The following is a 13,032-nucleotide window of genomic DNA, read 5'->3' as shown; positions in this document are numbered from 1 at the left end:
CCACGCTTGAGGAAAACGTCCCAATCGGTATAGGGGCGGGCCCATGCGCTTTCAAACCCCTCTCGTGCCCGCACGGCTGATCCGTCGCTACAAACGCTTCCTCGCCGACATCGTGCTGGAGGACGGGACCGAGGCGACGGCCCATTGCCCCAATCCCGGCTCGATGATGGGTCTGAACGCCCCGGGTAGCCGCATCTGGGTCGAACCGAATGACGACCCGAAGAAAAAGCTGAACTACGGCTGGCGGCTGGTCGAACTGGACGGCGGGCACCTTGCGGGCATCGACGCAGGTCTGCCCAACCGCATCGTGGGCGAGGCGCTGGCCGAGGGGCGCATCCCGGCGCTGACGGGCTACGAGACGATCCGCCCCGAACAGAAATACGGCGAGAGAAGCCGCATCGATTTCCTGCTAAGCGCCCCCGGCCGTCCCGACGCCTATGTCGAGGTCAAGAACGTGCATCTGCGCCGCGACGGCGACTGGGCCGAGTTCCCCGATTGCGTCACCGCGCGGGGCACCAAGCACCTGGGCGAGCTGTCGCGCATTGCGCAGGCCGGGGGACGTGCCGTCATGCTCTACGTCATCCAGCGCACGGATTGTGCCCGGTTTCGCCTTGCCGCCGATCTTGACCCGGCCTATGCGGCGGGTTTCGACGCGGCGCGTGACGCGGGGGTGGAAATGCTCTGCCACGCCACGCGGATCGACCGCCATGGCGTGTCGCTGTCCGGGCCGCTGCCCATCGACGAGGGGCCGCAAGCGCTGCGCTGACCTGTCCGGCCCGCCCCGGCTGGAAAACCGGCGCCGAAAGGCATAAATTCCGCACAAGCACAGGAGGCTTGTCTTGGACGATTTCAAGGGCCGTCTGACCAAGGACGGCATTCGCATACACGAGCCCGCCGATTTCGCGGGCATGCACAAGGCCGGTCGGCTGGCGGCGGACATCCTCGACCGGATCGCGCCCATGGTCGAACCGGGCGTGACCACGGCTGCGCTGGACGCGGAAATCGAGCGCATGGTGGACGAGGCCGGGGCCAAATCGGCCACCATCGGCTATCGCGGGTACAAGCACGCCTCCTGCATCAGCGTGAACCACGTGGTGTGCCACGGCATCCCGGGCACCAAGGTGCTCAAGGATGGCGATATCCTGAACATCGACGTCACCGTGATCGTCGATGGCTGGTTCGGGGACACCTCGCGCATGTATGTGGCGGGCACGCTGGGGCGTAAGGCCGAACGCCTCGTGCAGGTGACCCATGACGCGCTGTTCAAGGGGATCGAAGCGGTCAAGCCCGGCAACACCTTCGGCGATATCGGCCATGCCATCCAGACCTTCGTCGAAGGCCACCGCATGTCGGTCGTGCGCGATTTCTGCGGTCATGGGCTGGGGCAGGTGTTCCACGCGCCGCCCAACGTGCTGCATTACGGTCGCCCCGGCACCGGCCCGGTTCTGGAAGAGGGCATGTTCTTCACCATCGAGCCGATGGTGAACCTTGGCCGCCCCGAGACCAAGGTGCTGGCCGATGACTGGACGGCGGTGACCCGCGACAAGAGCCTGTCGGCCCAGTTCGAACATTCCATCGGCGTGACGGCGACGGGATACGAGATCTTCACCCTCTCGCCCGCGAATAAATTTCATCCCACCTGGGCCTGATCCGGTAACCGGATATTAACCAGCGCATGGCACAGTGTCGGCATGTCAAATGTCATGCCGACTCAGCCGAGCTTTTCCTTTGACGAAGTCTCTCCGCGTTTCGTGACGACTGCGCCCGTCGTTTCGAACCCGGCCCCGACCGCCCGCGCGCTGGCGGGCGGCCCGTCCAGAGGGGCGGAGCTTCACCGTCACAAGCATCGCGACCGCCTGCGCCAGCGGTTTACCGAGGGCGGGGCAGATGCCGTGCCCGATTACGAATTGCTGGAGATGATCCTTTACCGCGCCATCCCGCGTGGGGATACGAAACCGCTCGCCAAGGCGCTGCTGAAGCGGTTCGGCGATATCAACCACGTCCTCGCCGCGCCCGAGGCCCGGTTGAAAGAGGTCGTGGGCGTCGGCGACCGCGTCGTGTTCGAATTGAAGCTGATGCAAGCCGTGGGGCACCGCATGGCCCGCGCCAAGGTGCTGAAAAAGCCCATCCTGTCCTCGTGGGACGCGCTGCTGGAATACTGCCAGACCGCGATGGCGCATCGCGACCTCGAACAGTTCCGCGTGCTCTACCTCGACCGCAAGAACGTGCTGATCGCGGACGAGGCGCAGGCCGACGGCACGGTCGATCATGTCCCCGTCTACCCGCGCGAGGTGGTCAAGCGCGCGCTGGAACTGAACGCCTCGGCGCTGATCCTCGTACACAACCACCCCTCGGGCGATCCTACGCCCAGCCAGGCCGATATCGACATGACCTATGCCATCCGGGACGCGGCCGAGGTGTTGGGCCTCGTGATCCATGACCACCTTGTGATCGGCAAGGCGCGCGAACTCAGCTTTCGGGCAGAAGGGTATCTGTGATGCGGCAGGGCGCGGCCCATTGCGAGCATCTCACCCAACCCGGCCAAAACACCCTGCAGGCGCTATTCCAGCCAGACCTCGACACGCCGGTTCACCGCGCGGCCCCAATCTGTGTCGTCACAGGCCATCGGCATCGCCTCCCCAAAGGCCTCGACGATCATCTCGACCCGGCCCGGGTCCACGGCCTCGGCCGCGGCGATCACCGCCTCGCGGACCGTTTCGGCACGCCTGAGCGACAGGCGGCGGTTGACGGCTGCCGCGCCCGCACTGTCCGAGAAACCCACGAAGATCAGGCGCCGCCCGTCAAAAGCGCCGCGCTCGATCGCGGCGGCCAATCGCAGGACCGAGGCGCGCGACTGGGTATCCAACTCGGCGGTGCCATCCCCGAAGCGGAAGGTCGGCGACAGCCGCTCGGCCCCGTCCAGCCGCGCGACGAGGGTTTGCAGATCGGCGAGTGTCACGTCCTCGCCCGCCCCGGCAATCGCATTGGCCAGCCGCGCGCCCTGCCACGCCAGCGGGGTGCGCGTCAGGCTCTGGTTCACGTATCCGGCGGATTGGACCATCCGCTCGGCGGTCTCGGAGCGGGTGAAATCGAGGAACTGGCGCACCAGTTGCGGCAGGCGGCGCGGCGCGAGGTACAGGTAAACCGGCGCGGTCAGCGGGTAATCCTCGGCCTTCACGGCGTCGGGCGTCGCCAGTTGCGAGAACCCGCAAGCCCCCCTCAGCGGCAGGGATCGCGCCAGGCCGCGCGAAGATCGGGGCATGATGCCCACGGCATAGGGGTCATTCGCCACGGCGGCCGCCAAGGCCGCGCCGCTGTCATGGCGCGTGACCTCTTCGGACAGGCCAGAGTCGGATGCGACAAGAACGCGGTCGGCGAAGCCCTGCGCCAGGCCCAGCCCCGGCGACAGAAGATGCAGGGCAACCGGTGCGTCCGGGCCCCCAAGCTCGGACCAGTTCGTGACCTCCCCGCCGAAAAGACGGGCGAGGTCCGGCAGCGAGATCGCGTCCACCGGGTTCTCGGGCGATACGACGGGCACCAGCGCGTCCAACGCCAGAACGCGCACGCGCCGCTCAAGCGCCGGGTCATCCGGGGCGGCGGCCTCGGCCGCGCGGCGCTCGGCGGCGTTGGGTTCGCGCAGGGCCAGCGCGATATCCGTCTCGCCATTCAGCAGCGCCAGAAACCCTGCGTCGGTGGTGCCGGGGGTGAGGTGAAAGCGTGCGGCGGGGCTGCCGTCTCTCCGGGACAGGGTAAAGATCTGCGTGCCGTCCGCGCCCTCGGTCTGGCGCAGCGCCATACCTTGCGCTTCGGCAAACCCTTGCAGCAACTCGGGCATCAACCCCTCGGCCACTGTGGCTGCGCCCGCGATGCGCGCCTCGGCGACAAAGGTCGTCAGGTCGGGACAGCCGGGGCCGGCACAGGACACGCCCTGCGCCGACACAGTCATCGGGCCGAATTCTGTTTCGATCCGGTAATAGGCGCCGTCATAGGAGATCAGGTTGCCTTCCAGCGTGACCGATCCATCGAGCGAGCGCAGTTCGACATCCTGCGCGATCGCCGGCGAGGGATGGGACAACAGGAAAAGGGCGGCGATGACTGCCGCCCCGACATACCGGATCATGGATCTGTGAAACTGCGCAGGGCCTCAATTGGAGGCGAGTCTCACGTCCCCCAGCAGATTTTGCAACACAAGAAAGTCGCCCACCGCGTCGCAACCGGGATGGGTGAAAGTCAGCGGCGTCACCTCGACCCGGCCCGCGGCCTCGGCGCGCAGGGTGCGGGCCTCGGCGGGGTCGCCGCAATTGGCCTCGGTGATCTCGGCATCCAGAGACAGGCGGACGGAGTCGCCCTCGGACAGCGTGTCGCGCGGCAGCGTATAGACCTGCGCAAGCATCGGATCGTCCATCGTGGGGTCGCCCAGTTGCGTCAGGAAGCCACCGGTGCCGTCAAGCGCGGCGGCAGGTGTGCGGGGCGTTTCGGCCCAGACATGCCCTTCTTCGCCGAAGCGCGCGCCGAATTCCATCGCGTGCAGGCTGAGCGCGGCATGGCCTGCCCAGGACACGCCGATGCGGTCATACTCGCGCAGGTCGGCCAGCGGCACGAGCAGAGAGTTTTCCGTCCCATCACCCATGCGCACGGTGAAGAAGGCGGGCGTCTCGAAGGCCGGGATGTCCAGCGTCAGAAGACCCAGGGCATCCGTCCGCGCGGTGATCGTCAGGCCGGAATGTTCGACCGTGACGCTGGTGTCGGGTTGACAGGGCGACAGGATATCGAGCGCCACCATCGCGGCGGGCTGTGCCGTTGCATCGACGCTCAAGCCGCAGGGCAGGCCAAGCGGCGACAGTTGCGGGCCCTCGGGCGTTGCGGCGGCCGGGTCCGGGATTTGCGCCGGCGCGGCATCGGGCGTGGGACCGTCGCCCATCGCGGCGAGGCCCGGCAGGTCGGGGGCCGCGGCCTCTTCGGTCAGGGCGACCTCGACAACGGGGTCGACCTGCGGCTCGGACATTTCGGGGGCCATCGCCACGGCAAGGGACAAGGGAAGCGGGGCGTCCGTGGCGGCAGCGGCGGCTGTTGCCGGCGCGGCGGATGCAGGCGGCAAGAGATCACCGGCAGCCGATGCGATGGGTTGAGGCGCGTCGGCGCCGCCGGAAGGGATCGGGAGCAGGCCTTGCGATGCCGCATAAACGCCGCCGCCAGCAAGGCCGAGGGCCACCGCGGAAACGCGCATGATGAGGGAACTGGGCATGACGTGACCTTTCGCTCGCTTCGATTGGCGAAGAGGGTCACCCCGGAAATGGGCGAAAATCAGGAAACAATCGGGGCGGTTTTGCGGATATCGGACACGAGGCCCCGCGTTTTTCCGCCGTGCGTCAGCCGTGATCGGGCGTGGAATTCTGCTGAACCTGCCGGGCGATCAAGTCGAAATCCGCCGCGTACATTTCCCGGATCGCGTCGTGATGGGCCGGGGTCAGATCCTTGCGCGTCACGGTTTTCGTCGACTTGTTTTGGTGCCCGAGGGGCGACCGCAGCCCGGCCTTTGCAGCGATCCGGGGGTAGTGGTCGGCCAGGCGATCCAGCAGGATCAGATCCTGGACCATGACCTCTCCGTTCGCATCGAGGACGAAATCGACCTGCGGACGCACGAAGTAGAACTTGCGCCCGCGCGTCTCGGCGCGGCCCGCCTTGCCAAGTTGCTCGGGCAACCATGTTCCCAGGAAACGGTCGAAGGAGATCCGGCGCCCGTACCTTTTCGGGGCGAGGTAGTTGTATATGGACAAGGCGCGGTCCACGGGATCGCGCAACAGGGCGAATGTGTAGTAGCTCGCGAACATTTCGGGCGTCGCATACCAGTATTGGATGTACTCGCGCGCACAAAGATGGGCGAGGCGTGGCGGCCCGTTTCGCGGGTTCTTGTTCGGGCGCAACAAGAGCGGCGCGCGACTCTCCCAGTCGAGGCCCAGATCCTCGAGAAAACAGGATTCGATGCTTTGCCCGCCGCATTTCGGAATGTGAACGAAGATCGTCTTGTGGGGATGCGAAATCACCTATCGCCCCTCCTTGTTTGGGGACCGGCCGCGGCACACGGCCCCCGACGAAAGCAGACTCAGGCCAGACGCCCGTGGCAATGCTTGAACTTCTTGCCCGACCCGCAGGGGCAGGCGTCGTTCCGGCCGGGGTTGCCCCAGGTCGCGGGGTCGTTCTCGTCGAACCCTTCGACCAAGGGCGCGCCGTCGCCGGTGGCGGGCGTTCCGGACGCGGCTTCGGACGCGGCGGCGCCGGCCTTTTCAGCTTGTTCCTGTTGCTGTTTCTGCTGCGCCTGAAGCTGGCGGATCAGTTGTTCCTGCTGTTCCGGGGTCAGCGGCTGGATGCGCGACAGTTTCTGGGTCACGTCGGCGCGCAGACCGTCGAGCATGATTTCGAAAAGCTGGAACGCCTCGGTCTTGTATTCGTTCAGCGGGTCGCGCTGGGCGTAACCGCGGAAGCCCACGACGGAGCGCAGGTGTTCCAGCGTCAGCAGGTGATCGCGCCATTTCTGGTCGATGGTCTGCAGCAGAACCTGTTTCTCGATGTTGCGCATCTGCTCGGGGCCGAACTGCGCGGCTTTGGAGGCCATGTATTCGTCGGCGGCCTTTTCCAGACGCTCGCGGATGACTTCCTGATCGACGCCATCCTCGGCGGCCCAGTCCGTCACCGGAACGTCGATGCCGAGCGTGTCCTTGGCGGCCTGCTGCATCTCCTCGGCTTCCCACTGGTCGGCGTAGGAGCGGGGCGGCATGTGGGTGTCGACCATGTCCTCGATCACCTGGTGGCGCATGTCACGGGCGATCTCGGCAATGTCCTCGGCGCCCATGATCTCGTAGCGCTGGCCGAAGATGACCTTGCGCTGGTCGTTCATCACGTCGTCGAACTTGAGCAGCTGCTTGCGGATGTCGAAGTTGCGGCCCTCGACCTTGGCCTGCGCGCGTTCCAGCGACTTGTTCACCCAGGGGTGCACGATCGCCTCGCCCTCTTGCAGGCCGAGGGTGGTCAGCATCTTGTCCAGCCGTTCCGAGCCGAAGATACGCATCAGGTCGTCTTCCAGCGACAGGAAGAACGAGGATTTGCCCGGGTCGCCCTGACGGCCGGACCGCCCGCGCAACTGGTTGTCGATGCGGCGGCTTTCGTGGCGTTCGGTGGCGAGGACGTAAAGGCCGCCCGCATCCTTCACCTTTTGCTCTTCGGTGGCATGCTCGGCCTCGATCCGGGCGCGCACCTCGTCGGGGTGGGCGTCGGGGTCGGCCTCGAGCGCCTCCATGATCTTGAAGTCGACATTGCCGCCCAGTTTGATGTCGGTCCCGCGACCGGCCATGTTGGTGGCGATGGTGATCGCGCCCAGCTTGCCGGCATCGGCGACGATCTGCGCCTCCTGCTCGTGCTGGCGGGCGTTGAGCACGTTATGGGGCAGGTTCGCCTTGGTCAGCATCTGGCTGAGCATTTCCGACTTCTCGATCGACGTGGTGCCGACCAGAACCGGCTGGCCGCGGCCATGGGCGTCGCGGATCGCCTCGACGATGGCCTCGTATTTTTCCTTGGCGGTGCGGTAGACCGCGTCATCCTCGTCGATCCGGGCGATGGGCTTGTTCGTGGGGATCTCGACCACGCCAAGCCCGTAGATCGACATGAATTCCTCGGCCTCGGTCGCGGCGGTGCCGGTCATGCCCGCCAGCTTGTTGTAGAGGCGGAAGTAGTTCTGGAAGGTGACGCTGGCCATCGTCACGTTCTCGGGCTGGATCTTGCAGCCTTCCTTGGCCTCGATGGCCTGATGCAACCCGTCCGACAGGCGACGGCCCGGCATCATGCGGCCGGTGAATTCATCGACCAGCACAACCTCGCCGCCGCGCACGATGTATTGCTGATCCTTTAGGAACAGCTTGTGCGCGCGCAGTGCGTTGGTGACGTGGTGAACGATGGTGGTCGACTCGGGGTCATAAAGGCTTTGCCCTTCGGGCAGCAGGCCGACCTCGTGCAGCTTGTCTTCGAGGAACTCGTTGCCTTCGTCGGTGAAGGTTGCGTTGCGCTGCTTTTCGTCCAGCGTGTAGTGCTCTTCCCGGATGTCGGGGATAATCTTGTCGATCGCGACATAGAGGTCCGAGCGATCCTGCGACGGACCCGAGATGATCAGGGGCGTCCGCGCCTCGTCGATCAGGATCGAGTCGACCTCGTCCACGACGGCGAAGTTGTGCCCGCGCTGCGCCATTTCTTCGAGGCTGCCGCGCATGTTGTCGCGCAGGTAGTCGAAGCCAAGCTCGTTGTTGGTGGCATAGGTAATGTCGGCGCGATAGGCGGCGCGTTTTTCATCGTCGGGCTGGCGCGGGTAGACGACGCCGGTGGTCATGCCGAGCGCGGTAAAGACCTTGCCCATCCATTCCGAGTCGCGCTTGGCGAGGTAGTCGTTGACGGTGACGATATGCACGCCCTTGCCGGTCAAGGCGTTCAGATAGGCCGGGAAGGTCGCGACCAGCGTTTTGCCTTCACCGGTTTTCATCTCGGCGATGTTGCCCTGGTGCAGGAAGATGCCGCCGATCAGCTGTACGTCGAAGGCGCGCAGGCCAAGCGCGCGGCGGGCCCCCTCGCGGCAGTTGGCGAAGGCTTCGGGCAGCAGGTCGTCAAGGCTTTCGCCATTCGCGGCGCGGGTGCGCAACTCGGCGGTCTTGGCGACGATCTCGGTGTCGGTGAGTTTCTCGAACTCGGGCTCAAGCTCGTTGATGCGGGCGACAAGGGGGCGGACTGCCTTGACCTTGCGGTCATTCGGGGTGCCGAAAACCTTTTTCGCGATCGTACCGAAACCCAGCATGCGCAACGCCTTTTTCCTGCGGGCGCGCGGGGCTCGCGCGGCCCGGATCATCTCAAATCATCGTGTGGGGCATCCGGGTTGTTCGACCCATCGCGGCGGTCTATCAACGGCGGCAAGACGGCCAAGGCCCCGATGCGAAACCCGCAAGGGACATAAGGGGCGGCCACATGAGTGTCAACGCGGCCAAAGGGGCCATTCACCCCGGCCGTCCAGCCAAGGGAAGTCTTTCATGAAATCGCTTTTTGCCAGTGCCGCGCTGTCGGCCCTTCTTGCCCTGCCCGCCTTTGCCCAGGATGAAGTGACGGCGGATACCGTTCTGGCCACGGTGAACGGCTCCGACATTACGGTCGGTCACCTGATCGCCATGCGCTCGATGCTGCCCGAGCAATACCAGCAGCTTCCGGCCGAGGTCCTGTTCGACGGCATGCTGGAACAGCTGGTGCAGCAGCAGGTGCTGGCCGATGTCGCCGACGACAACATGACCGCCGCGATGGAACTGAGCCTGGCCAATGAGCGCCGCGCGATCCTGGCGTCGATGTTCCTTGACGAGGTCGCCATGGCCGAGATCACCGACGAAGAGATCCAGGCCGCCTATGACGAGCAATTCGCACAGGCCGAGCCGGTGACCGAATACAACGCCAGCCACATCCTCGTGGAAAGCGAAGAAGCCGCGCAGGCCCTGATCGACGAATTGGCCGAGGGTGCGGATTTCGCAGAACTCGCCGCCGAGCATTCGATCGGCCCGTCGGGCCCGAACGGCGGTGCGCTGGGCTGGTTCACCGAAGGGATGATGGTGCCCGAGTTCGAGACCGCCGTTCTCGCGCTGGAGGTCAACGAGGTGTCGCCCCCGGTCGAGACGCAATTCGGCTGGCATGTCGTCCTGCTGACCGACACCCGCGAGCAGGAGCCGCCGGCGCTGGAAGAGGTGCGGGGCGAGCTGCTGGAAGGCATGCGCCGCGCCCGTGTCGATGCCCGCGTTGCCGAACTGATGGACGCGGCCGAGATCGAGCGCCCCGAGATCGAGGTTGACCCGGCGGTGATCGCGGATACTGACTTGATCTCCGAGTAACCCATTCACGGACGGGCGCGATGGCAAAGGGCGACAAGAAGGCCAAGGGCAAATCCAAGGACACGTCCGGCAAGAAGGCCAAGGACAAGTCCAAGAAGAAAGCCGCGAAAGAGACCAAGGCCGAAGAGGCCGAGGTCGCGGCCAAGCCCAAACCCCTTGTCTCCCCGCTCGCGCCCGACCGTTTCCCGGACCTGCCCGTGATCGACGGTGTGCGCTTTGCCACCGCGCAGGCCGGGGTCCGCTACAAGGATCGCACCGACGTGATGCTGGCCGAGATCGCACCGGGCAGCACGTTGGCCGGGGTCTTTACCCGATCCGCCACGCGCTCTGCGGCCGTTCTCGACTGCCAGGACAAGCTCGAGATGTTGGGCGATACGCCCAAGGGCGGCTTCGCTATCGTGGTGAATTCCGGCAATGCCAACACCTTTACCGGGCAGCGCGGGGCCAGCGATGTGGCCGTGATCGCACAAGCCGCCGCCTCGGCGCTGAAGGTACCGGTCGGGCATGTGTTCACCTCGTCCACCGGCGTGATCGGTGAGCCGCTGCCAGCCGAAAAGATCACCGACGCCCTGCCGGGGCTGGTGCAGGGTCTGTCGCCGGATGCCGCCGAGGATGCCGCGCGTGCGATCATGACCACCGACACCTTCCCCAAGGGCGCGATGGCCGAGGTCGAAATCGGCGGCGTTGCGGTGAAGGTGATGGGCTTCGCCAAGGGCTCGGGCATGATCGCGCCGGATATGGCGACGATGCTGGGCTACATCTTTACCGATGCAGCCGTCACGCAGGATGGGCTGCAAGCCATCCTGAGCGCCGCGACCAAGCGCAGCTTCAACGCGATTACGGTGGATAGCGACACCTCGACCTCGGACACGGTGCTGCTGGCCGCCACGGGTAAGGCCGGCAACGTGCCGCTGTCCTCGGGGCGCAGTGCCGAGGGCAAGATCCTGGCCACCGCGATCGAGGAGGTGATGAAAGACCTCGCCCTTCAGATCGTGCGCGATGGCGAGGGGGCGACGAAACTGGTCGAAGTGCGGGTGACCGGTGCCAAGACCGCGCGGGACGCCGACAAGGTGGCGCGGTCCATCGCGAATTCGCCCCTGGTGAAAACTGCCGTGGCCGGTGAGGACCCGAACTGGGGCCGCATCGTGATGGCCGTCGGCAAATCGGGGGCCGTGGCCGACCGCGACCTTCTGTCGATCCGCTTCGGCGATATCCTGGTCGCGGAAAACGGCTGGGTTGCCGAAAGCTACCGGGAAGAGGATGGCGCGAGCTACATGACCGGGCAGGAGCTACTCATCTCGGTCGATCTGGGCCTTGGGCGCGGCGAAGCGACCGTCTGGACCTGCGACCTGACCAATCGCTACATCGAGATCAACGCGGATTACCGGTCGTGAAGACCATTCTCGTCTCTGCCGTCGCCCTGATCGACCGTGATAACCGCGTGCTTCTGGCGCAGCGGCCCGAGGGGAAGTCCATGGCGGGCCTGTGGGAGTTTCCGGGCGGCAAGGTCGAACCCGGTGAAACGCCCGAGGCGGCGCTGGTGCGCGAATTGCACGAGGAACTGGGCATCGAGACGTGGGACAGCTGCCTTGCGCCACTAACCTTCGCCAGCCACAGCTACGACGATTTTCACCTGCTCATGCCGCTGTTTGCCTGCCGCAAGTGGACCGGTATACCGCGTGCGCAGGAGGGGCAGACACTGGCCTGGGCGCGGGCGAGTGAATTGCGGGACTACCCGATGCCGGCTGCCGACATCCCCCTGATCCCGCTTTTGCGCGACTGGCTCTGAACAGGATTTCGCGGATTTTCGCCGATTGCCTGCAATTTGGTCGCTTTTTGCGTGCTTGCGAACAATTTAGCAGTGCTTTTTAAACTTTGCCGAGTAGTCTTGGGAAACACAAACGGGGGACAACGCTGTGTTTGCTACGATCGCGCTTGGAAGTTGCGTCACGATCCAGGGGATATTCGTGAAACGCCTGAACAACGGCTTCGTTCAGGTCAAGGTGGGCGACCAGCTGTATACCGGTCGCCCTGTTTCTGCGGTCAAGGCCGCCTGATCAGTCCAGCCACCCTTTAAGGTTTTCTTCGACCACGGCGGCCAGCGCCTTCATGTGTGCGTCGTCGTCGTTGAGGCACGGGATGTAGGTGAACTCTTCACCGCCGGCCTCTTCGAAGCTTTCCTTGATCTCTTCGTTGATCTCTTCGAGCGTTTCGATGCAGTCGGCCGAGAAGGCGGGTGCGCAGACGGCGATGTTCTTCTTGCCATCTTCCTCGGCAAGGCGCGCGACCTCTTCCACGGTGTAGGGCTTCAACCATTCCTCGGGGCCAAAGCGCGACTGGAACGTCGTCGTGATCTCGGTGTCGTCCCAGCCAAGGCGTTCCTTCAGCAAGCGCGTCGTTTTCTGGCACTGGCAATGGTACGGGTCGCCCTCCATCAGGTAGCGGCGCGGCACCCCGTGGTAGGAGCAGACAAGGATATCGGGCCGCTTCTCCAACTCGCCGTAAGCCCGCTCGATGGATTGCGCGAGGGCTTCGATGTAGAGGGGGTTCTCGAAATACGGTTCGACAGTACGCGCGATGGGCTGCCACTTGATGTTCTGCAGCGCGCGGAAGAATTCGTCACACGCCGTGGCCGAGGTTGCGCCCGCGTATTGCGGATAGAGCGGGAAGAACAGGATCTTGGTGCAGCCCTGGGCAACCAGTTCATCGACCTTGGACTTGGTCGAGGGGTTGCCGTAGCGCATGCAGAAATCGACCACGACCTGGTCGCCGTAACGCGCCTCCATCAGGGCCTTCATCTTGGCGGTCTGATCCTTGGTGATCGTCATAAGGGGGCTTTCGCCCTTGTCCTCGTTCCAGATCGACTTGTAGGCCGCGCCCGAGCTGAAGGGCCGCTTGGTCAGGATGATGAGCTGCAGAAGCGGCTGCCAGATCCACGGGCTGTAGTCGATGACGCGCTTGTCCGAGAGGAACTCGTTCAGATAGCGGCGCATCGACCAGTAGTCGTAGTTGTCGGGCGTGCCGAGATTGGCCAGCAGAATCCCTACCTTGCCGAAGGTCACCTTGGGGTGATCGGAGGGCGCGTGGTCGGAAGGCGTTGTCAAATCGGGCATCTGCTTCATCATGTTCA

Annotated in this window: 12 protein-coding genes; 7 read left to right on the top strand and 5 right to left on the bottom strand. The window is 65.0% G+C overall.

Annotation, left to right across the window (positions count from 1 at the left end; genetic code table 11):
• Positions 1-43 precede the first annotated feature (43 nt).
• The 3 genes from sfsA (at position 44) to radC (ending at position 2,498) form a co-directional block, all read left to right on the top strand.
• Positions 44-766, top strand: coding sequence for a DNA/RNA nuclease SfsA (sfsA, locus tag KUV65_RS08920; RefSeq protein ID WP_222189753.1), 723 nt, complete (start codon positions 44-46; stop codon positions 764-766).
• A gap of 73 nt (positions 767-839) precedes the next feature.
• Positions 840-1,649, top strand: a complete 810-nt coding sequence (map, locus tag KUV65_RS08915; RefSeq protein WP_261331718.1) for a type I methionyl aminopeptidase — start codon at positions 840-842, stop codon at positions 1,647-1,649.
• A 42-nt stretch (positions 1,650-1,691) separates the two neighbouring features.
• Positions 1,692-2,498 carry a RadC family protein gene (radC, locus tag KUV65_RS08910; protein ID WP_374107068.1) on the top strand — a complete coding sequence of 269 codons (807 nt, stop codon included), beginning with the start codon at positions 1,692-1,694 and terminating at the stop codon, positions 2,496-2,498.
• 62 nt (positions 2,499-2,560) lie between these two features.
• Here radC and KUV65_RS08905 read toward each other — a convergent pair whose 3' ends face one another.
• The 4 genes from KUV65_RS08905 to secA form a co-directional block, all read right to left on the bottom strand.
• Positions 2,561-4,120: a phosphate ABC transporter substrate-binding/OmpA family protein gene (locus tag KUV65_RS08905; RefSeq protein WP_222189749.1), complete on the bottom strand. Its 1,560-nt coding sequence runs from the start codon at positions 4,118-4,120 to the stop codon at positions 2,561-2,563.
• Positions 4,121-4,144: 24 nt separating this feature from the next.
• On the bottom strand, positions 4,145-5,245 hold the full coding sequence (locus KUV65_RS08900) for a hypothetical protein (protein WP_222189746.1): 1,101 nt from the start codon (positions 5,243-5,245) through the stop codon (positions 4,145-4,147).
• Between the two features lie 124 nt (positions 5,246-5,369).
• On the bottom strand, positions 5,370-6,044 hold the full coding sequence (locus tag KUV65_RS08895; protein ID WP_222189744.1) for a sulfotransferase family 2 domain-containing protein: 675 nt from the start codon (positions 6,042-6,044) through the stop codon (positions 5,370-5,372).
• Positions 6,045-6,103: 59 nt separating this feature from the next.
• The gene (secA, locus tag KUV65_RS08890; RefSeq protein ID WP_222189742.1) at positions 6,104-8,833 is read right to left on the bottom strand and encodes a preprotein translocase subunit SecA; all 2,730 of its coding nucleotides are present in this window, start codon (positions 8,831-8,833) and stop codon (positions 6,104-6,106) included.
• 229 nt (positions 8,834-9,062) lie between these two features.
• On the opposite strand from secA, the gene KUV65_RS08885 reads away from it, so the two are divergent.
• The 4 genes from KUV65_RS08885 to KUV65_RS08870 all read left to right on the top strand — a co-directional run bounded on the left by KUV65_RS08885 (position 9,063) and on the right by KUV65_RS08870 (position 11,959).
• A complete protein-coding gene (locus tag KUV65_RS08885; protein ID WP_222189740.1) occupies positions 9,063-9,902 on the top strand; it encodes a peptidylprolyl isomerase in 840 nt (279 codons plus the stop codon).
• A 20-nt stretch (positions 9,903-9,922) separates the two neighbouring features.
• Positions 9,923-11,296, top strand: coding sequence for a bifunctional glutamate N-acetyltransferase/amino-acid acetyltransferase ArgJ (gene argJ, locus KUV65_RS08880; RefSeq protein WP_222189738.1), 1,374 nt, complete (start codon positions 9,923-9,925; stop codon positions 11,294-11,296).
• Positions 11,293-11,691 carry an 8-oxo-dGTP diphosphatase MutT gene (mutT, locus tag KUV65_RS08875; RefSeq protein WP_308124588.1) on the top strand — a complete coding sequence of 133 codons (399 nt, stop codon included), beginning with the start codon at positions 11,293-11,295 and terminating at the stop codon, positions 11,689-11,691. Before argJ ends, mutT begins: the two co-directional genes overlap by 4 nt.
• A gap of 127 nt (positions 11,692-11,818) precedes the next feature.
• A complete protein-coding gene (locus tag KUV65_RS08870) occupies positions 11,819-11,959 on the top strand; it encodes a hypothetical protein (RefSeq protein WP_222189736.1) in 141 nt (46 codons plus the stop codon).
• Here the strand turns inward: KUV65_RS08870 and hemH are convergent, their stop codons facing one another.
• Positions 11,960-13,015: a ferrochelatase gene (gene hemH, locus KUV65_RS08865; protein ID WP_222189734.1), complete on the bottom strand. Its 1,056-nt coding sequence runs from the start codon at positions 13,013-13,015 to the stop codon at positions 11,960-11,962.
• Between the last annotated feature and the right edge of the window lie 17 nt (positions 13,016-13,032).

Source organism: Maritalea mobilis, from assembly GCF_019800885.1.
In the GTDB taxonomy this organism is placed as follows: Bacteria; Pseudomonadota; Alphaproteobacteria; order Rhodobacterales; family Rhodobacteraceae; genus Roseibacterium; species Roseibacterium beibuensis.
The sequence above is the reverse complement of the archived record's forward strand: the minus strand, read 5'-3'. Positions and strand labels throughout refer to the sequence as shown.